The sequence below is a fragment of the Desulfovibrio sp. genome, assembly GCF_047607245.1.
In the GTDB taxonomy this organism is placed as follows: Bacteria; Desulfobacterota; Desulfovibrionia; order Desulfovibrionales; family Desulfovibrionaceae; genus Desulfovibrio.
The window spans coordinates 1-17,484 of sequence record NZ_JASGDK010000167.1; the positions used below are offsets into that span (position 1 = coordinate 1).

The window sequence follows — 17,484 nt, forward strand, 5'->3', positions numbered from 1 at the left end:
CATCGCAAGTCAAAGTCATTATTCAGTTTTGTATGAGCGAGGGAGACTTATGCTCCTCTTTTCGAACCCCGTCAATCACTTTTTTTCGACTTCGCGAAACTTTGTTTCGCTTGTGTGTCGTTTTCAAGTCACCGACGCGACGTGTTGCAAGATAGGCAACCCACTCTCTTTTGTCAATATAGATATTTGCCAAAGGCACATGCGATTGTGCTTAAAACATAATATAGTCAATTATTACATCATATTAAAAATAAACACCTCCTTCAACAACGAATGCATTTACTCAGCTTGCAAACATATACTTCATATTTCGTAGAATAACGAAATAACCTTGACACTGATCATCATCATTTTTATATTTCGCCAGAAGACGAATTAATATTTACTGACGCGTAGGTTTGAAGCAACTAGGAGTAATCCACCAAGGCAACCAACTTATATTATAGAAGACAATCGTTTGGAGCGTTACCAGTATCGAGGAGGGATAATGTTTAACTTTATCACTACAGTACGCGCACTAGGAGACGAAAATCGTGTCCGTATTCTCATGGCCTTGCGCCTCAGAACCCTTTGCGTATGTGAAATTACCACGCTTCTTGGTTTGGCGGCATCTACCACGTCAAAGCACCTGTACCTGCTCCGTCAGGCTAGACTTATTGAAAGCGTCAAAAAAGGCAGATGGGTCTACTATCGTTTGCCACATAACCCGTCACCGAGCATCAGAACAGCGCTCGACTGGGTTTCCTCTGAGTTGGCAGACAGTCCACAAATTGCGCAAGACGAGGCGGCCTTGTTGGGCATCACACATAATACCAACATCCATGAGTTTTTGAAACGCAAGCATATTCAAGTTCCCGCTGACGAAGTGGACGGTAGTGAAGACGCTTATACAAGCGTTGAAACTGTCTCCACAGAAAATAATGGCAATTGAACAGCACATCAGGTCTGCCACAGGAGATTCACCCATGAGCAATTGCTCAACAGATCACAGTGGACATCAAGGTCAAGGTTGCGGCTGCTGCGCCACAGACAAACTGACACCATTAAAAGCGCAGGGCCAACCTTGCTCTTGTGTCGAAGCGTCGCCTAAAGCTGATACCTCTACAGTTAATGAAGAAGACTCTGGTTGTGGCTGCAGTTCCTGCGGTTGTCATGATCATGACCACGAGCACGGCCCTGGAGATGAAAAGCGCGAACTCATGCGGATGGGAATTTCTGCCGTGCTTTTTACTATTGGCATGGTTGCAGACGAGCGTATGGCCCAGCACATTCCCAACTGGCTGGTTATAACGATATTTTACGCGCTGCCTTACATCCTTTGCGGTTACGATGTTCTTCGCTTGGGATTACGCAGTATTCTGAATAAAGACTTCTTCAATGAATTCACTTTAATGGGTGGCGCAACTATTGCGGCGATTGCATTGGGGCAGCTGCCAGAAGCCGTTGGCGTTATGCTGTTTTATTGTGTTGGTGAATTCGTGCAGGAACGGGCTGCCGGACGTTCGCGGCGTTCGGTCAAAGCTCTTCTGGCTGCTCGACCGAGTATCGCGCACCAGATTGCAGACGACGGCAGCACACGCGACGTCAAACCCGAAGATCTTGGACCCGGTAGCCTCATTTTGGTGCGCCCAGGCGAAAAAATCCCCCTGGATGGTACTGTGCTCGAAGGGGATTCTCAGGTTGACACATCGCCCCTTACCGGGGAATCCGTACCACAACGGCTTTTGCCTGGCGGCCGCGTACATGCGGGAACCATCAATCTTAATGGTTCATTGCGAATAGAGGTTACTGCGGCCTTTGCCGAATCCTCCATTGCTCGCATTCTGGAAATGGTAGAGACAGCTGTTGCCCGCAAGGCACCAACCGAACGCTTCATCACTCGCATGGCGCGCTGGTATACCCCGGCAGTTACGGGCCTCGCCCTGCTGGTCGCTGTAATTCCGCCGCTTTTGGGTTTGGGTCACTTTTCGCAATGGCTCTATCGCGCCCTAGTTCTTTTGGTCATTTCCTGCCCGTGCGCCCTGCTCATTTCCATACCGCTGGGCTACTTTGGCGGCATAGGCGCGGCATCACGCAGGGGCATTCTCATCAAGGGCGGGGCGGTATTGGACAGTCTGCGCGATATCAGAGTTGCCGCACTGGACAAGACAGGCACCCTTACCGAGGGAGTTTTTGAGGTCAGTGCCGTGCTGCCTGCTTCAGGCATTGCACCTAATGAATTGCTGGCCACAGCGGCCCTTGCTGAAAATAGATCCAACCACCCTATTGCGCGCTCTGTCATACGGGCGGCCCTTGCAGCCAATATCGTTACTGACGACACGGCCATAACAAGCATGCAGGAAATCCCTGGCAAAGGGGTAGTTGCCAGCGTTGCCGACACTACCCTTCTGGCAGGCAACGCTGCTCTTATGGAATCTCACGGCATTACGCCTCAGGCCGTGACCATCCCCGGAAGTGTCGTTCAAGTGGCTCAAAATGGACGCTTGCTTGGAGCCATTGTGGTCGCTGACCGGCTTAAGCCTCAGTCACCAGAGGCCATTGAAGGGCTGCGCCATATGGGTGTGAGCACCATAGCCATGCTTACCGGAGACCGCGAAGAGCAGGCCCGCCCTGTGGCACAACGCCTTAAGCTGGATGTGCTCAAAGCCGACCTTCTGCCAGAGGACAAGGCTGGGGCTCTCGAAGCTCTTGGTCCCGTCAAGCATACTCTCTTTGTGGGAGACGGCATTAATGACGCGCCAGTGCTGGCTACAGCTGGCGTAGGTGTAGCGATGGGGGGGCTTGGCGCAGAAGCCGCCATTGAAACCGCCGACGTTGTCATTCTTGATGACAATCCTGCCAGATTGCCAGAATTACTCCGCATTGCCCGGCGTACCAGAACCATTGTCTGGCAGAATATTATCATGGCGCTGGGCATCAAAGGAGTGTTCATGGGACTTGGTATTGTTGGTCTTTCAGGTCTGTGGGAAGCGGTGTTTGCTGATGTGGGCGTGGCCCTTATGGCTGTGCTTAATGCAGCTCGCGCTGGAAAGATTGATACCAAGTAGAGCATTCAGCTCTGCAAGGCAATGAAGGGCATCGCTCGCGAGCGATGCCCTTCATTCATTTATATAGGACAGTTGTATAAAAGCGTTTACGGATGGCACAGGGGTTTCGTTACATCGGCCTCAAAACCTGAAATGCGCGTCCCTATTTTTCCGGCGACAAAATAGCCCGGGGCACCTCATATCCAGCCAACTCTAGCACCTCAAGCGCCTTCGCGAGTTTTTCCTCTTTCACCAAGATATAGTCCGTATCAAAGGTTGAAAGCGCAAAAATGCTGATGGCCGCCTGTGCTAGTACCGTAGCCAAACCTGCCAGCACGCCCGTCAGACCAAAATCCATCTGCCCAGCAACTCGAAAGGCACGCCACCCGTCTTCACGCGCAAGACTCTGCGCTGGAGCATGTTCAACCAGACAAACCACAGACAGTTCCGTGTCAGTTTTGCCCACAAACAACCAAGGCATATCAAGGTTCACAGCGTGGGTATCTGCCACCTTGCAGATGCAAAACTCTCCATCCAACACCTCAAGTAGCATAAAATTTTCCACCTATCATAATATAAACGGCCGCCGCAAAACGTGAGCAGCCGATTTTAATAACAATTTTTATGGTACTTATTGAGCGCAAGAAACCTCGCAACATTTCCCATCTACAATATCAGGAAAGCAACAGCTTCAAGTGCGTATAGGCTCTGGAGGTGGCCATACGGCCGCGTGGAGTACGCTTGAGAAAGCCGCACTGAATGAGATATGGTTCGTAGATATCTTCAATTGTGCGCACCTCTTCAGAACAGGCAACAGCCAGAGTTTTGATGCCTACTGGGCCACCATCATAATGTTTAATAAGCACTTCAAGCAGCTTGCGATCCATCTGATCCAGGCCCTGTTCATCCACATCCATGCGCTTAAGCGCCGCAGAAGCCTCATTGCCCGTCACCTGGCCGTTGCCGTGCACCAGAGCAAAATCCCGCACGCGACGCAGCAGACGGTTGGCGATACGCGGTGTACCACGGGATCGGCGGCCAATCTCTTCTGCCCCTTCAGGCGTAATAGACACATCAAGGATACGGGCGGTACGCTGCACCACGCGGGCAAGATCGGCGGGGCTGTAATACTCAAGCCGGGCCACAATGCCAAAACGGTCACGCAACGGAGACGAAATAAGCCCCATGCGAGTAGTCGCCCCTGCCAAAGTAAAGGGCTCAAGGTCAATTTTGACAGTTCTGGCTGCCGGCCCCTGACCTATGACGAGGTCGAGCTTGAAATCTTCCATAGCAGGGTAAAGAACTTCTTCCACTGCGATGGGCATACGGTGAATTTCGTCCACGAAAAGAATATCGTGGCGGCCCAGATTGGTAAGGATAGCGGCCAAATCACCGCTACGTTCCAGTACGGGACCAGAGGTGCAGACCAGGTTGACGCCAAGTTCCGCAGCCATAATCTGGGCCAACGTTGTCTTTCCCAGGCCAGGATTACCGTAAAAAAGCGTATGATCAAGTGCCTTGCCGCGTTCGCGGGCGGCATCAAGAAACACACGAAGATTGGCCCGCAGATCATCCTGGCCAATAAAATCATCCAGACTGCGCGGGCGCACGCTATCGTCAATAGTAGCGCACTGGGGCTGACAGAGGTCCGCCATCAGGATCTCCCTCTGGCCAGCGCTTTTAATGCGGCCCTTAGTGCGCCTGTCACGTCAAGGTCAGGTTCTTCAAGTATGAGCTTTTTGACCATCGGAGCGCACTCGTCCTCGGCATAGCCCAGGTTGGCCAGGCCATCAAGTACGTCTCGGAACACCGAACCTGGCTTTTGTCCCGTTGCAGCCAGAACGGCAGTTTGCGGAGCTTCATCGACCTTAAGTTTGTACTTTAACTCCAAAAAAACATGCTGGGCTGTTTTTTTGCCGATTCCTGATACACGCGTGAGCGCCATTACATCGTCTTCAAACACTATGCGGCGCAAATCGTCGGGCCTGTAAATGGATAGAATGGACAAGGCCGTGCGTGCCCCCACCTTGGAGATGGAAACCAGCACTTCAAAAGTTTGCCGTTCCTCAAAGGTCGAGAAGCCAAAAAGTTCCAGAGCATCTTCACGCACGGCAAGACTGGTATACAGGGCAAGGTGCTCACCTCTGCCGGGCAAACCTGCTAAAGTGTGCGCGGGCAAAGCCACTTCGTAGCCAACACCGCTTTCAGTGACAAGCAGGCAGGCATTACCCCATGTTTCGGCCAAACGGCCTTCCAGATAGGCTATCATGAATTCCCTTGCAGGTCTGAAAAGTACTGCTGATGATGCAAATTGCTATACTGCTGCCTGCTGCTATGCCCTGCCACAAAAAAGAAACTCTTTTAGCGGTGGGCAATTCTGCTGAAACGACAAAGCTTGTTTCCGGTTTTCAGCCTTGCTGCGAACTGACAAAGGCATGAGTTCATCGGTGACAAAAAATTGCTCAGTATTGAAAAACATTCGTGGTCTCAATTTGAACAAGCCTACACTGAACGACCTGAATGTTCAAATACCGCACTATCGGACGACTAACCGCCGATGCCCACCATCTGCCTGCTTGCAACGGCCTCTTTGGTTCGATTGGCCAACAAATCTGCTCCAATGGGTTTTTCAGCACAGGCCTGACTTAAAGTTTGCCCGATTTGAGCATCGGTGACAGTGGTATCGCGCAGCATGTCGCGTAAACTGTACTCTTTGTCATCAAAAAGGCAGGTACGAAGGTTGCCGTCACTGGTGATCCGAAGCCGATTGCACGATCCACAAAAATGGCAGCTAACCGCTGTGATAAACCCAAGCCGTCCCTGCCCTCCCGCAACTGCAAACATACGGGCAGGCCCGGCCTCTGCCAAATCATCACGCACAGGCAAAAGGCGAATGCGCGCTTCTGCTTCGGCGCGGATTTGTGACGCTGGCCAAAAGGTGTTTTCATTCCATAGGGTTCCGTTGCCCATTGGCATAAACTCTATGAAACGCAAATCTATAGGCATGCTGCGGGCCGCGTGGACAAAGTCATCCATTTGGCCGTCATTGATGCCGCGCATGGCCACAGCGTTGATTTTGACCTTGATGCCCGCCGCAAGTAATTTGTCCAGCGAGGCCAGAACGGCAGGCAACATGTCGCGCCCGGTTACGCGGGCAAAGGTTTCCCGGTCAAAGCTGTCCAGCGACATATTGACCACTTTCACGCCAACTTGTTGTAACAAGGGAATATGCGGCTCCAACAAGGTTCCGTTGGTCGTCAGGCGGAGATCCAGATCGGGAAAACGCTGATGCAGCATAAACAAAAAATCATCGCATCCCTTACGGGCAAAAGGCTCTCCCCCCGTTAGACGAACTTTGACCACTCCCATGTGGGCCATGATGCTCACCATACGGGCCATTTCTTCATACCGAAGGACCTGAGGATGTGGAATGCAGGTTTGCCGGGCATTGCTACAGCAGTAAATGCAGCGGAGATTACAACGGTCAGTAATGGAAAGCCGCAAATAGCGAACAATACGCCCGTGGCTGTCCATAAGGCGAGACAACCCCTGCTCGCCAAGGCACGAAGCGCTTTTTTTCATGATGTTGTCCGATTCCGTGACGTTTCCCCTGTTGCCAAGAAGCGAAAATGGATTTACATCTGCCTGCATGAAACACCTGCTTATAGGAGCGACCCTCGCGGTCATCCTGAGTTTTGCCTTGTGCGCCCCCCCGGATGCCCGGGCATGGGACGGTTTTGACGCTGCCTCCTCAGACTTGGTGGAAGTAACTCCCGATCGTGTGCCCTCACAGGGCGACGCAGTGGATGTTCGTAATTACGATTCCGACACCATTGAAACCTGTCTTGTTGAAAGCGTTGCTCGAAATGCGCGTACCGTGGAATTGGTTGTACGCACCCCTTCTGGTGCAACGCGAACCCTTGTTATGGAAGGACGCTAAAAGCTATTGGGCGCAGTCTGAGTAGGCAGCGCCCAATAGGCTTTCTCTTAATTGGGAGTACCTTCATCTGCGCCGTGCTCATAGCCCGGCAAAAGGATGCTGGCGCTCTCGGCTTGTCCCTGCCCCTTGGGGCATTGAGCCTGAAGGTGGCAGATTTCACAGCCGCCGCGGAAAGGAAAATGCGTCACAACCGCATACCGGCGGGCCAGTAGCGTTCCACCGGGCTTATATTCAAGCCCAAGATCAGCTAAAGCGGCTCTCAAAGCTTCTGTAGGCCTGGGCGACGGCGCACAGCCTGCGTCCTCCACCTGGGGAAGTATGGCCTGCACTACACTCATACACATGAATTGCGCCAAATTGTTTATCATGAACCCGTCAGACGCAGATTTTCCCCAAGCCTCGTCCACTTCCACTTCCACTTCTTCTGGAAGCCATATTGCTAGATAAGAAATTTTTCCTGTGGTGATTTCGCGCACTTTGAGTTGCGGCAACCACTGCCCCCACAATTCGACCAGACGTTCCAGAACTGCGCCCCCAAGGCGGGTTTCCTGGCTCATGACCAAAAAACCTTCCATATCAAAATAGGGGCGGATGTCGTGTTCCTTCACGCCCGTGCTGTTTGCCTCGCTCACATATGCTCCTTCAATAGAAATAAAGAACGGCGTTGGGCCGTCACTGAAACAGGTTTGCGACCGGCGACCGGACTCGCATACTCCCCATTGATAGTTTAACCAAGGGCCGGGTATCGTCAAGAGCCCTGCACACAAATTGAGCCAAGTTTATACTGGCGTGCCAATATTTTCTGGTTATTTTCATGAGCAGCCAAGCAAAATGACCTTTGCATTCAGCCCTCAGTTGAGAACAAAAGCAAACAAGCGGCCATTGGCCTGGAAGCAGCTTTACTTGGCAGAGCCGCTTTTTTATCATATTCCATTGCCCCATACGTATACGAAATGTAAAGGAAGGCGCATGAACAAACCAAACGCACATCCGGCTAAAATACGCTACAGATATGATATGGACAAAGAGGCCCGCCTTCAGACGGCCCACGGCGTATGGGGGGGCATTAATCCTCAGGGCGAAATAGAAATGAACTTCTATCACGAAAGTGATTCACTGCCAGCCTTTTCCGAGCAACTTGTAGCGCCTGACGGCTCTATTGGCCACGAGATGGTGCCTGGTGAGGACGATTTGCGCGAAGTTACCCGCTGCATTCACAGCCGTGTTCTGCTCAACTATCATACGGCCCGCGCCGTACTGGACTGGCTGGAAGATCGCGTTGCCGCTCTTGAAGAAGAAGGGGCTTCCGGCATGTACGAGGCTGATCTGGATATCGAACAATAATCGCTATGACTGAAAAAACTTACCATATCATAACATTCGGCTGCCAAATGAATGTGCACGATTCCCAATGGCTGGGGCGTGCACTCGCAACACGCGGGTTTACCGAAGCTCCGCTTGAAGAAGCGCAGGTGGTTGTAGTCAATACCTGCTCAGTGCGCGAAAAACCGGAACAAAAAGTCATCAGCGCTCTTGGGCGTATCCGCCAGGTAACAGGGGGAAACCCCGGTGTTTTGGTGGGTGTGGCTGGTTGTGTTGCGCAACAGTTGGGCGAGGCTTTTTTTGCAAAAGAAAAACAGGTTCGTCTGGTAGCAGGCAGTGACGGCATCAGTGGAGCTCCAGCGGCTATTGAACGCCTGCTTGAAGATCCGGGCTTACGGCTTTCACTCTTGGATTTCACAAGCCATTATGTTGAACGGGAAGCCGGACCAGAAACCTCTGCGGCTCCTTCTGGCCCCGTAGCCTACATCAATATCATGCAAGGGTGTGACAACTTCTGCGCATATTGTATCGTTCCCTTCACGCGCGGGCGGCAAAAATCGCGTTCATCGGCGGCCATCCTTGAAGAATGCCAGGCGGTTCTTGACAAGGGGGCACGGGAAATCAGTCTGCTTGGGCAAAACGTCAATGCCTTCGGCCAGGACAAAAGCGGTGATGGAACGAGCTTCGCTCAATTGCTGCGGCAGGTTGCAGCCTTGCCGGGTCTTGAACGCCTGCGTTATGTGACACCACACCCCAAGGATATGGGCCCTGAAGATGTGGCTGCGTTTGCAGAACTGCCTCAATTGTGCCCGCGCCTTCACCTTCCCCTTCAGGCTGGTTCCGACGCTGTACTCAAGAGCATGCGCCGCCGCTACGACAGTGAAGCCTTCTTGCGCCTTGTAGAAAATCTGCGCAACGCAAGGCCCGACCTCGCATTGTCCACTGACCTTATCGTCGGCTTTCCGGGAGAAACAGAAGAAGATTTTCAGGCAACGCTGCACATGATGCGGGCCTGTGACTTTATGTCCAGTTTTTCTTTTATTTATTCTGATCGGCCTGGCGCCCGAGCGGCACTTTTTCCAGATAAAGTTCCCTCAGACATAGCCCAAGACCGCCTGCTCCGCCTGCAAGCTTTGCAGGATGAACTTGGGGCGCGTTGGCTTGCTGGCCGCAAAGAAGCGCAGGAGCAAACCACCCTTCTGCTGGAAGGACCAAGCCCCAAGATTGGCGAGGGGCAGGAACCCAGCTGGCAGGGGCGCGATCCGTATGGCGTGCCGGTGCATGTACCCTTACCTGCAGGTGCTGACCATACTGGACAGCTGGTGCAGGTGCGAATTACTGAGGCAAAAAAGCACAGCCTGATGGCCATACGCACGGGGGAGCTATGGTAGAGATGAATGTCTTTGGATTGACCATCGACCCGCAGACAAAAACCCCCATTGTCATTTTGCGTGAAGTGGATGGCGAGACAGTCCTGCCCGTCTGGGTTGGCGCTATGGAGGCTATGGCTGTATCTCTTGTGCTTAACAAGGAAAGCCTGCCGCGCCCACTCACGCACGATCTTTTACTTATGACCCTGAGGGCGCTCAAGGCATCACTCGCAAGGGTGGAAATCACTGACCTCAAGGAAGGCGTCTTTTTTGCCCTTCTGGTTCTTAATGGGCCAGAAGGACGAGTGCGGGTGGACTGCCGGCCATCAGACGCCATCGCCCTGGCAATGCGGGCAGAAGCGCCTATTATGGTGAATGAGGACGTTTTGCGCCGGGCTGCAGAAGCTCAGGAAAAAGCGGAGCAACGCCTGCACGAAGAGGTCTTGTCGCCTGTGCCCGATGCAGCTACAGACATGGTACGCAAGGCTGGTGCCCGCAAAGAGGCTGATATCTTGCACAGTCAGCTGCTGCGCGGGACCACCCTGCCCGACAATATTGACCCGGAAGAAGACCGCCGCTTTCGTGAAATGCTGCGTTCACTCGAGCCAATTTCACGTCGCAAAATGTAATAGAGCTCTCGCTGGAAAATTCTATCAACTTTCCAGCTAGCCAAAAACACACGCAAACCCATAAGTATTGTTCACATAATTGGCGTAGTGTCCGCTCAAACCCAGCCTAAAGCTTTTTTCTCCCATTCCGAAGAGATGGCATAACAGGGAAAAAAACATGCTGGACTATCGCCTTTTCAAAGAAATAAATGATCTCTTTACCTCGGGACAATATCGTAAGGCGCGTCATCTGCTCATGGAAGTTCAATCTCGTTGTATTGCGCTTCGTGATGAGATAAGCATGCTCCGTGCCCGCCTGAAAACACTGGAGGATGCGGCCTTTCTTAATGAGAATCTCCAATCTAAAGACGGATTTTATTGGCTGTTCACCAATAATTTGAGGCAGGGACCGTTTTGCCCCCATTGCTACGAAAGTGAGGGCGGCCTCATCCGGCTGGAGCGTTCGCATAAAACTATGCAATGCCCCTACTGCCACGCCACATATCCAGGCATGGCAGATGAGGAGTATCAGGAAGGCTCCGCAGTGCGCCACGCCCGCATCATCCCTTTCGCCCGCTGATTCGCTTGCCTACTGAGCCACACCTCTATAGAATTTGTGGAGGAACATAACGGACACCAACCCGTTGCAAGCTTTCAACGCCTCCGGCGGTTTTTGCCCCCTTGCCTGTAAGGATCTACATGACCCGCCCCACCTCTTTGAATATTTTTCTCCTCAGCGAAAGCGATTCTCTGGCCAGCCTTGATCGTCGGGCCTTGCGAGATGCCGGGGCAAGCCGGGTGGAGTGCATGACGTCCGGCATAGACGCAGCCCGGATGCTGGCTGGTCTTGACACCGGGCGAGCCTCCTTCATGCCCGATGTAGTCGTTTGCACACAGAGACTGTCTGACATGGACGGCGAACAGTTCTGCGCGATCCTGCGTCAGCACCCCCTGCTACTGGATCTGCCAATTTTGCTTATTTTGCCCAATGACGGAGAAGTGGAGCAACTCAAGACCCTGGGTTGTGGAGCCAGTGCCCTACTGGCGCGCCCATATTCCATCAATATTCTCAAAGCTCATCTTGAGTCCCTTACTGCATCGCGTCCAAGCTTGCAGCAACTCGAGACCGCCCAGCGCTACACAGATACCAGCTCTTTTGATCAGGCTCTTGCAACCTACGGCATTTTGCTCAAGCCGGTGCGCGGACCTGAAGACTACTTTCGCGTTGGCATGCAATGTTTGCAGCAACGCCAATGGAACAATGCCATAAATGCATTTCAGCGCGCGCTGCGCGGAGCCCTTATTCAGGGTCATGCCGAATTGGGTATGGCTGTTGCCTGGAAAGGCAAGGGTGATGTAACACGCTATCGCCATTATCTTGGGCAGGCCGCGATCACATTTGTAAGAGCTCGCCATTGGCACAGGGCACGAGCGGTGTATGCTGGCTTGCTCAAGGAAGATCCGGAAGCCAAGAGCCCCTTTCTGGCAGAAACTTTTCAAATGATGCGCCAGGGGCAGTATGATGAAGCCGCCGAGATACTGGCGCAAGGGTATGACGTTACACCGCGGCGTCAGCTCACCGAACGCGTAGCCCAGACCTGCCTCGGCGCTGACGAGCCACAACACATGCTGGCAGAACTGGAAGCAAGTCTTGGTCGTGTAATGGGCATGGCTGCTGGCCCGCTGACGGAAGGCATTCGTTCAAATTTGGAAAACCTTGCACGCCAGCAAGAAGACAAAAAGCGGCAGGAAGCGGCGGAAAGCCAATGGCTGGCGGCCCGCCAAGCGGCTCGTCAACGCGAAAATGCCGAACAGTCTGAAAACATCCGGGATGCAGACGCTTCAAAAATTCCGGCAAGTATAGGCACAGGCTCTGCTACAGAAGCTCGAGTGTCAGCGATAACCTCTGTGGCAACGCCTTCAAGACCCGACAACGCTGCACAGGAAAAACAGCTTGGTGGAAACAGTGCATCCGTTCTCCCCGTCCCCTTATGGGGACAGGGCAAAACGGAATTTATGGATATGGAGGAAGACTCGCCGAGCCTGCAAGCAAGAGAAACAAGCAAAGAGTTTCAAAAAAACGAGAACATGTATCCTCTGGAACCAATGGGCGAAGCCAGCGACAGTGGGGGCCACGGCAACGGTAAGTCCGGGCTTGGCGATCTGCTGTCAGTGATGAAATATACCTGGAAGATGGCCCGCCGCCACAAGCAATAGCCTTCAATCCTACCGCCGAACCCGCCCAAGCACAGCTTCTGGCGTAAGCCCATGCAAAAAGCGCACACGCAGCAAATAGCACAGGGCCCCGAACCCAAGGGCTGCTATGTAGGCTATCCAAAAACCTTGCGCCCCCATAAGCGGTGTCAGCAGGTTAGTGCGCGCCAGCACGAACCCCAAGGGCAGCCCAATGACCCAATAGGCTATGAAGCAGATAGCTGAGATGATCCGCGTATCGTTGTAGCCGCGCAAAATGCCGATACCTGTGACCTGAAGACCGTCCACCACCTGATATGCCGCCTGAAAAAGCAAAAGGTGTATGGCAAGGGCCATGACCTCAGGATTATCAGTATAAATACGCACAATTTCCTGCCGGAACAAAACCGTAAAGCAGGCAATGGCGAGCGCAAAGGCCACGCTGAGGATAAGAGCCGTCCGTGCCACCAGTTGAGCCCGCTCTACTTGCTGTGCCCCAAGGCAGCGCCCCACGCGAATGGTGACGGTCATGCAAAGAGACAAGGGAACCATAAAGGCCAGCGAACCAAAATTGAGTGCTATCTGGTGGCCAGCAACCATTACTGTGCCCAGCGGAGCTAACAATATGGCGCTGAGGGCAAAGAGCGAAACTTCAAAAAACAGGGCCAGTGCTCCGGGCGTGCCGATGCGCAACACACGCCAGACCAGAGCAGCGTCGAAACGTGGCTGCACCTCAATATTCCCATCTGCATGTACCCCTCCTTCAGGAGAGGCCTTACGCCACAACGGCGCAAACAAGGGCTGCAGACAGGTATTTTTTGAATCGCGGCGTACATAAAACAGCATGCTTAAAGCCATAACCCAAAAGCTGATGGCTGTGGCCACGCCACACCCAACCCCGCCCAGTTCAGGCATGCCGAATTTGCCGTAAACAAAAATGAAATTGCATGGCACGTTGATGGTCAATCCAATGAGCCCGATGATCATTGCCGGGCGAGTTCGTGCAAAACCTTCAAGAAAGCTTCGAAGATTCACAAAAAGCATAAACCCGGGCAATCCCCACATAATGGCACGCAAAAAACCTCCAGAAACGCGTGCCATTTCCGGCTGCAATCCAAAGGACTCCATCCTCCATGAGGCTATGTAGAAAAAACTCATAAGCACGATGCTTAACCCCAGGGTCAACCACAAACCCTGACGCAAAAGGTGCGCCGCTTTTTCCGGCTTTCCAGAGCCAACCATCTGTGCGCTTAGAGGAGGAAGGGCCAATAGACAGCCAATACCAAGCAGGGCGACAGGAACCCACACGCTGCTGCCCACAGCCACAGCCGCCATATGTTCGGCGCTGTACTGACCGGCAATGGCGGTGTCGGCAAAAGTCATACCAGTCTGTGAGAGTTGGGCAATAAAGATTGGCAGGCCAATAGCGTAAAAACGCCGGGCTTCGGACCAGGAAAAGTATTTGTGAAGCATACCAGTTTTTGGGGGGTTGAAGGTGATCCGTGGCGACTTGCCGCAAACATGACATGGCTGCCGAATACTGGCCGGTGCGATTTCAAGCCAGACAGGTTACGCAGTAATCGCCAGAAATAAATAACGAAGTGCGGCATTTCTACCGCCATTTACGCTGTTCAGCGCAAAAACAATCCCTCGACGGGAAGGTTTTTACCCGCAAGTTTCGCAGCGCGTTGAACAAGATGCTCAATGGCAGATCGTCCCGCAGCTCCAAGATCCAGGCTAAAATCTGTCACGAAGGTCTTGATGTGGGCACGCGTAACATTTGCATCCATTTCCTGCGCATGAGAACGGATATATTCATGCGAAGCGTCCGGGTGCGCGTTAGCATGAGCCAAACTGGCCGTTATGGCCCCCTGTACCCGGCGGGCCAGAGCCAAAGGCACATCCCTTCGTACCGCGATGGCGCCCAAAGGCAGGGGCAGATGGAATTCACTCTCCCACCATTGTCCCAGATCGAGAATCTTGGTCAGACCAAGCTTTTCATATGTAAAGCGCCCTTCATGGATGACAAGGCCCATATCTGCCTCGCCTCTTGCCACGGCGGGCATGACGTCACTGAACAGCATTTCTTGTCGTGCCCCCTGAAAACCGCCGTGCAAGGTAAGCAGAAGATTAGCTGTGGTCAACAGGCCTGGCACCGCCACAGTGACATTTTTCCATTCTTCAGGCGACATCCCTTTTCGGGCCACAACCAGCGGACCGCACCCCCACCCCAAGGCCGCTCCAGAGGATAGCAGGGCATAGTTGTCCATAACTTCAGCTACCGCGCCCAATGAGAGCTTGGTGACTTCAAGCTGGCCTTTTTGCGCCAGCGAGTTCAGCTCTTCCACATCAGCCATATGAGGGCGCAAAGCCGCAGGCGCGGCCACAAGGCCGTGCAGCAACGCGTGAAAAATATAGGTGTCATTGGGGCAAGGTGAAAATCCGAACCTCAAGGTTTGGAACGGATTGGGCGGCAAAACAGAAGACATGCTTTCCTCACATTGACAGCGTGCGGCGGGCGGCCTACTCTGCTTTCGGTCATTTTGGCCCAATCCACCCCACAGGATTTCATCATGTTAGACGCTGCATACTACGCCGCACTTGGCCTTTCGTCCATCCACGAAAAAGTGCTTTCCGGGCAACGCCTGAGCTTTGAAGATGGCATTGCCCTGTTCAATTGCCCAGACATTACTGCCGTTGGAGCTCTTGCCCTGCATGTGCGATGCCGCCTGCACGGACACAACGCCTTCTACGTGGTGAACAGGCAGATCAACTATACTAATGTTTGCGTCAATGGGTGTACATTCTGCGCCTTTCGCCGCGATGCTGAAAGCGATTCAGGCGCCTTTGCGCTAAGTCTCGACGATGTGCTGGCGCGCCTGCGTGATGCGGATTCAACGCCACTGCACCTGGACGAATTGCATATTGTGGGCGGCTGCCATCCAACACGCCCACTGTCCTGGTTTGAGGACATGATTCGTGCAGTGCGCGCCTTCAATCCCGATCTGCCGGTAAAAGCCTTTACTGCGGTTGAGATAGAACATTTTTCTCGACTTGAGGGCATCAGCACAATTGAAGTTCTTCGCAGACTGCAAGCTGCTGGCCTAGTCATGATGCCGGGAGGCGGCGCAGAAATTTTTGATGAAAAACTGCGACCGCAAATCTGCCCTCATAAAGCAGACGCCGCCGCATGGTTGCGCATTTCTGGCGAGGCGCACAGTTTGGGGATCAAGACAAACTGCACTATGCTTTTCGGGCACCTTGAAACCTATGAACACAGAATTGACCACCTTTGCCGCCTGCGCGAGCAACAGGATAAAAGCGGTGGGTTCACCTGCTTTATTCCTCTGCCCTTTCTTACGGAAAACAGCCTTCTCAAACTGCCGGAAGACAAGGTCGGCCCGCAACGCGGCCTGGACCAACTCCGCACTGTGGCTGTTGCGCGCCTTATGCTGGACAACATCCCACACCTCAAGGCGTACTGGATCATGATGGGCTCCAAGCTGGCTCCCGTAGCATTGTGGTATGGAGCAGACGACCTGGACGGCACTATCATTGAAGAACGCATTGGACACATGGCTGGAGCCCAGTCAGCCCAAGGCATGACCATTGCGGAACTGGAGCACACCATACGCGCTTCCGGCTTCACGCCTGTGCGGCGTAACGCTACTTTTAACATTTTGGATGACTCAGACAGTCCGGAGGCGCGCCAGTGAGCAGCTTTACCCCCGCACACAGCCCCTTTGAAGAGCAAGGCCAAGAATTCGCCGATGTGCGCGAAGCCATAGCGCTCGCAGCCAGCGGCCAAAGACTTGACCGCGCAGCCGCCGAAGCCTTGTACTACAAGGCCAGCCTGCACACCTTGGCTCAACTTGCACACCGCATGCGCCTGCGTATGCACCCTGCCCCCATAGTCACCTATGTGGGCGACCGCAATATCAACTATTCCAACGTGTGTGTGTGCGCCTGTCGCTTCTGTGCCTTCTTTCGCGCGCCGGAGCATGAAGACTGTTATGTCATCAGCCGTGAAGAAATGGCCCAGAAGGTAGAAGAAACTCTGGATCTCGGCGGAACGCAAATATTGCTTCAAGGTGGGCACCACCCTGACCTGCCGCTTGAGTGGTATGAAGACCTTTTGCGCTGGCTGCGGCAAACGTGGCCTCAGCTGCATATTCACGCATTCTCCCCGCCAGAAATCTTTTTCTGGTCCGAAAAATTCAATCTCTCCGTACCGGTAGTGCTGAGACGCCTCAAAGACGCCGGACTGCAGTCTTTGCCTGGCGGCGGCGCTGAAATTCTGCACACAGGCGTACGCGCTCAGGTTTCACCCAACAAATGCACAGCCGAACAGTGGCTTGGCGTAATGGAAGAAGCTCATAAGCTGGGACTGCGCACTACGGCCACTATGATGTTTGGACACGAAGAAACCCCGGCGTACAGGTTGGACCACCTTTTTGCTGTACGCGAAGTACAGGACCGGACGCACGGGTTCACAGCTTTTATCCCCTGGACCTTCCAGCCAGCACATACTCGCATCCAGGTAGACCCTTTGCCTGCCCCAGCCTATCTGCGCATGTTGGCAGTTTCACGCCTTGTGCTGGACAACGTGACCAACATCCAGGCGTCCTGGGTGACAATGGGACCGCATGTGGCTCAATTGGCGCTTTTTTATGGCGCCAATGACTTTGGCTCATTGATGATTGAAGAAAACGTCGTAGCTGCTGCGGGCGTATCATTTCAAATGAGCCGGGCTGACATCCACAAGGTCATCAGCGCCGCCGGATTTACTCCGATACAGCGCACAATGGACTACAAGCCTGTGGAACCACAGCCTGTAATATAAATTAAGAAGACAACCCCGGAAGGAAGGCAACTACAAAAACGGCTTTCTTTCCGGGTGTTTTCAGCACATCTTTTAGTTAGCGAAATTACTGTATTTTTATACGTTGGCATTCTGCTCTAGATGCGCTTTTCAGGTGGGTTGCGCTGTGTTGCTACGGACGGTTTGGCTCCCGCCAAGCCCC

Annotated in this window: 17 protein-coding genes; 10 read left to right on the top strand and 7 right to left on the bottom strand. The window is 53.2% G+C overall.

The window, feature by feature from the left end; all coding sequences use genetic code 11:
• Positions 1-487 precede the first annotated feature (487 nt).
• Complete coding sequence (locus QM579_RS12450; RefSeq protein ID WP_414999455.1) at positions 488-931, top strand: ArsR/SmtB family transcription factor; 444 nt, start codon at positions 488-490, stop codon at positions 929-931.
• 34 nt (positions 932-965) lie between these two features.
• A complete protein-coding gene (locus tag QM579_RS12455; RefSeq protein ID WP_414999456.1) occupies positions 966-3,047 on the top strand; it encodes a heavy metal translocating P-type ATPase in 2,082 nt (693 codons plus the stop codon).
• A gap of 142 nt (positions 3,048-3,189) precedes the next feature.
• On the opposite strand, the gene QM579_RS12460 is transcribed toward QM579_RS12455, so the two are convergent.
• The 4 genes from QM579_RS12460 to moaA form a co-directional block, all read right to left on the bottom strand.
• Positions 3,190-3,579: an ACT domain-containing protein gene (locus QM579_RS12460; protein ID WP_414999457.1), complete on the bottom strand. Its 390-nt coding sequence runs from the start codon at positions 3,577-3,579 to the stop codon at positions 3,190-3,192.
• 121 nt (positions 3,580-3,700) lie between these two features.
• The gene (ruvB, locus tag QM579_RS12465) at positions 3,701-4,681 is read right to left on the bottom strand and encodes a Holliday junction branch migration DNA helicase RuvB (RefSeq protein WP_414999458.1); all 981 of its coding nucleotides are present in this window, start codon (positions 4,679-4,681) and stop codon (positions 3,701-3,703) included.
• On the bottom strand, positions 4,681-5,295 hold the full coding sequence (ruvA, locus tag QM579_RS12470) for a Holliday junction branch migration protein RuvA (RefSeq protein WP_414999459.1): 615 nt from the start codon (positions 5,293-5,295) through the stop codon (positions 4,681-4,683). Before ruvA ends, ruvB begins: the two co-directional genes overlap by 1 nt.
• A gap of 278 nt (positions 5,296-5,573) precedes the next feature.
• Positions 5,574-6,608: a GTP 3',8-cyclase MoaA gene (gene moaA, locus QM579_RS12475; protein ID WP_414999479.1), complete on the bottom strand. Its 1,035-nt coding sequence runs from the start codon at positions 6,606-6,608 to the stop codon at positions 5,574-5,576.
• Between the two features lie 67 nt (positions 6,609-6,675).
• Between moaA and QM579_RS12480 the strand changes: the two genes are divergently transcribed.
• Positions 6,676-6,966, top strand: coding sequence for a DUF5334 domain-containing protein (locus QM579_RS12480; protein ID WP_414999460.1), 291 nt, complete (start codon positions 6,676-6,678; stop codon positions 6,964-6,966).
• A 47-nt stretch (positions 6,967-7,013) separates the two neighbouring features.
• On the opposite strand, the gene QM579_RS12485 is transcribed toward QM579_RS12480, so the two are convergent.
• Positions 7,014-7,541: a hypothetical protein gene (locus QM579_RS12485; RefSeq protein ID WP_414999480.1), complete on the bottom strand. Its 528-nt coding sequence runs from the start codon at positions 7,539-7,541 to the stop codon at positions 7,014-7,016.
• A 394-nt stretch (positions 7,542-7,935) separates the two neighbouring features.
• Here QM579_RS12485 and QM579_RS12490 point away from each other — a divergent pair, with 394 nt between their 5' ends.
• From QM579_RS12490 to QM579_RS12510, 5 genes are all read left to right on the top strand, one after another.
• Positions 7,936-8,310: a hypothetical protein gene (locus QM579_RS12490; protein ID WP_414999461.1), complete on the top strand. Its 375-nt coding sequence runs from the start codon at positions 7,936-7,938 to the stop codon at positions 8,308-8,310.
• 5 nt (positions 8,311-8,315) lie between these two features.
• The gene (gene miaB / locus QM579_RS12495; RefSeq protein WP_414999462.1) at positions 8,316-9,680 is read left to right on the top strand and encodes a tRNA (N6-isopentenyl adenosine(37)-C2)-methylthiotransferase MiaB; all 1,365 of its coding nucleotides are present in this window, start codon (positions 8,316-8,318) and stop codon (positions 9,678-9,680) included.
• On the top strand, positions 9,674-10,288 hold the full coding sequence (locus tag QM579_RS12500; RefSeq protein ID WP_183717859.1) for a bifunctional nuclease family protein: 615 nt from the start codon (positions 9,674-9,676) through the stop codon (positions 10,286-10,288). Before miaB ends, QM579_RS12500 begins: the two co-directional genes overlap by 7 nt.
• 157 nt (positions 10,289-10,445) lie before the next feature.
• Positions 10,446-10,847, top strand: a complete 402-nt coding sequence (locus QM579_RS12505; RefSeq protein ID WP_414999463.1) for a hypothetical protein — start codon at positions 10,446-10,448, stop codon at positions 10,845-10,847.
• 119 nt (positions 10,848-10,966) lie between these two features.
• On the top strand, positions 10,967-12,484 hold the full coding sequence (locus QM579_RS12510; protein WP_414999464.1) for a histidine kinase: 1,518 nt from the start codon (positions 10,967-10,969) through the stop codon (positions 12,482-12,484).
• A gap of 9 nt (positions 12,485-12,493) precedes the next feature.
• Here the strand turns inward: QM579_RS12510 and QM579_RS12515 are convergent, their stop codons facing one another.
• Positions 12,494-13,933: an MATE family efflux transporter gene (locus tag QM579_RS12515; protein WP_414999465.1), complete on the bottom strand. Its 1,440-nt coding sequence runs from the start codon at positions 13,931-13,933 to the stop codon at positions 12,494-12,496.
• Between the two features lie 158 nt (positions 13,934-14,091).
• Entirely contained in the window at positions 14,092-14,949 is an 858-nt protein-coding gene (locus QM579_RS12520) for a 1,4-dihydroxy-6-naphthoate synthase (protein WP_414999466.1), read from the bottom strand.
• Positions 14,950-15,033: 84 nt separating this feature from the next.
• Here QM579_RS12520 and mqnE point away from each other — a divergent pair, with 84 nt between their 5' ends.
• Together mqnE and mqnC are read left to right on the top strand one after the other, a co-directional pair.
• Positions 15,034-16,176, top strand: a complete 1,143-nt coding sequence (gene mqnE, locus QM579_RS12525; RefSeq protein ID WP_414999467.1) for an aminofutalosine synthase MqnE — start codon at positions 15,034-15,036, stop codon at positions 16,174-16,176.
• Positions 16,173-17,303, top strand: a complete 1,131-nt coding sequence (gene mqnC / locus QM579_RS12530) for a cyclic dehypoxanthinyl futalosine synthase (RefSeq protein WP_414999468.1) — start codon at positions 16,173-16,175, stop codon at positions 17,301-17,303. The genes mqnE and mqnC overlap by 4 nt, the downstream gene beginning before the upstream one ends.
• The last annotated feature ends 181 nt before the right edge of the window (positions 17,304-17,484 follow it).

Coding starts and splice junctions, on each gene's coding strand:
- QM579_RS12450 (WP_414999455.1), top strand. CDS start 488: ATGTTTAACTTTATCACTACAGTACGCGCACTAGGAGACGAAAATCGT.
- QM579_RS12455 (WP_414999456.1), top strand. CDS start 966: ATGAGCAATTGCTCAACAGATCACAGTGGACATCAAGGTCAAGGTTGC.
- QM579_RS12460 (WP_414999457.1), bottom strand. CDS start 3,579: ATGCTACTTGAGGTGTTGGATGGAGAGTTTTGCATCTGCAAGGTGGCA.
- ruvB (WP_414999458.1), bottom strand. CDS start 4,681: ATGGCGGACCTCTGTCAGCCCCAGTGCGCTACTATTGACGATAGCGTG.
- ruvA (WP_414999459.1), bottom strand. CDS start 5,295: ATGATAGCCTATCTGGAAGGCCGTTTGGCCGAAACATGGGGTAATGCC.
- moaA (WP_414999479.1), bottom strand. CDS start 6,608: ATGAAAAAAAGCGCTTCGTGCCTTGGCGAGCAGGGGTTGTCTCGCCTT.
- QM579_RS12480 (WP_414999460.1), top strand. CDS start 6,676: ATGAAACACCTGCTTATAGGAGCGACCCTCGCGGTCATCCTGAGTTTT.
- QM579_RS12485 (WP_414999480.1), bottom strand. CDS start 7,541: ATGGAAGGTTTTTTGGTCATGAGCCAGGAAACCCGCCTTGGGGGCGCA.
- QM579_RS12490 (WP_414999461.1), top strand. CDS start 7,936: ATGAACAAACCAAACGCACATCCGGCTAAAATACGCTACAGATATGAT.
- miaB (WP_414999462.1), top strand. CDS start 8,316: ATGACTGAAAAAACTTACCATATCATAACATTCGGCTGCCAAATGAAT.
- QM579_RS12500 (WP_183717859.1), top strand. CDS start 9,674: ATGGTAGAGATGAATGTCTTTGGATTGACCATCGACCCGCAGACAAAA.
- QM579_RS12505 (WP_414999463.1), top strand. CDS start 10,446: ATGCTGGACTATCGCCTTTTCAAAGAAATAAATGATCTCTTTACCTCG.
- QM579_RS12510 (WP_414999464.1), top strand. CDS start 10,967: ATGACCCGCCCCACCTCTTTGAATATTTTTCTCCTCAGCGAAAGCGAT.
- QM579_RS12515 (WP_414999465.1), bottom strand. CDS start 13,933: ATGCTTCACAAATACTTTTCCTGGTCCGAAGCCCGGCGTTTTTACGCT.
- QM579_RS12520 (WP_414999466.1), bottom strand. CDS start 14,949: ATGTCTTCTGTTTTGCCGCCCAATCCGTTCCAAACCTTGAGGTTCGGA.
- mqnE (WP_414999467.1), top strand. CDS start 15,034: ATGTTAGACGCTGCATACTACGCCGCACTTGGCCTTTCGTCCATCCAC.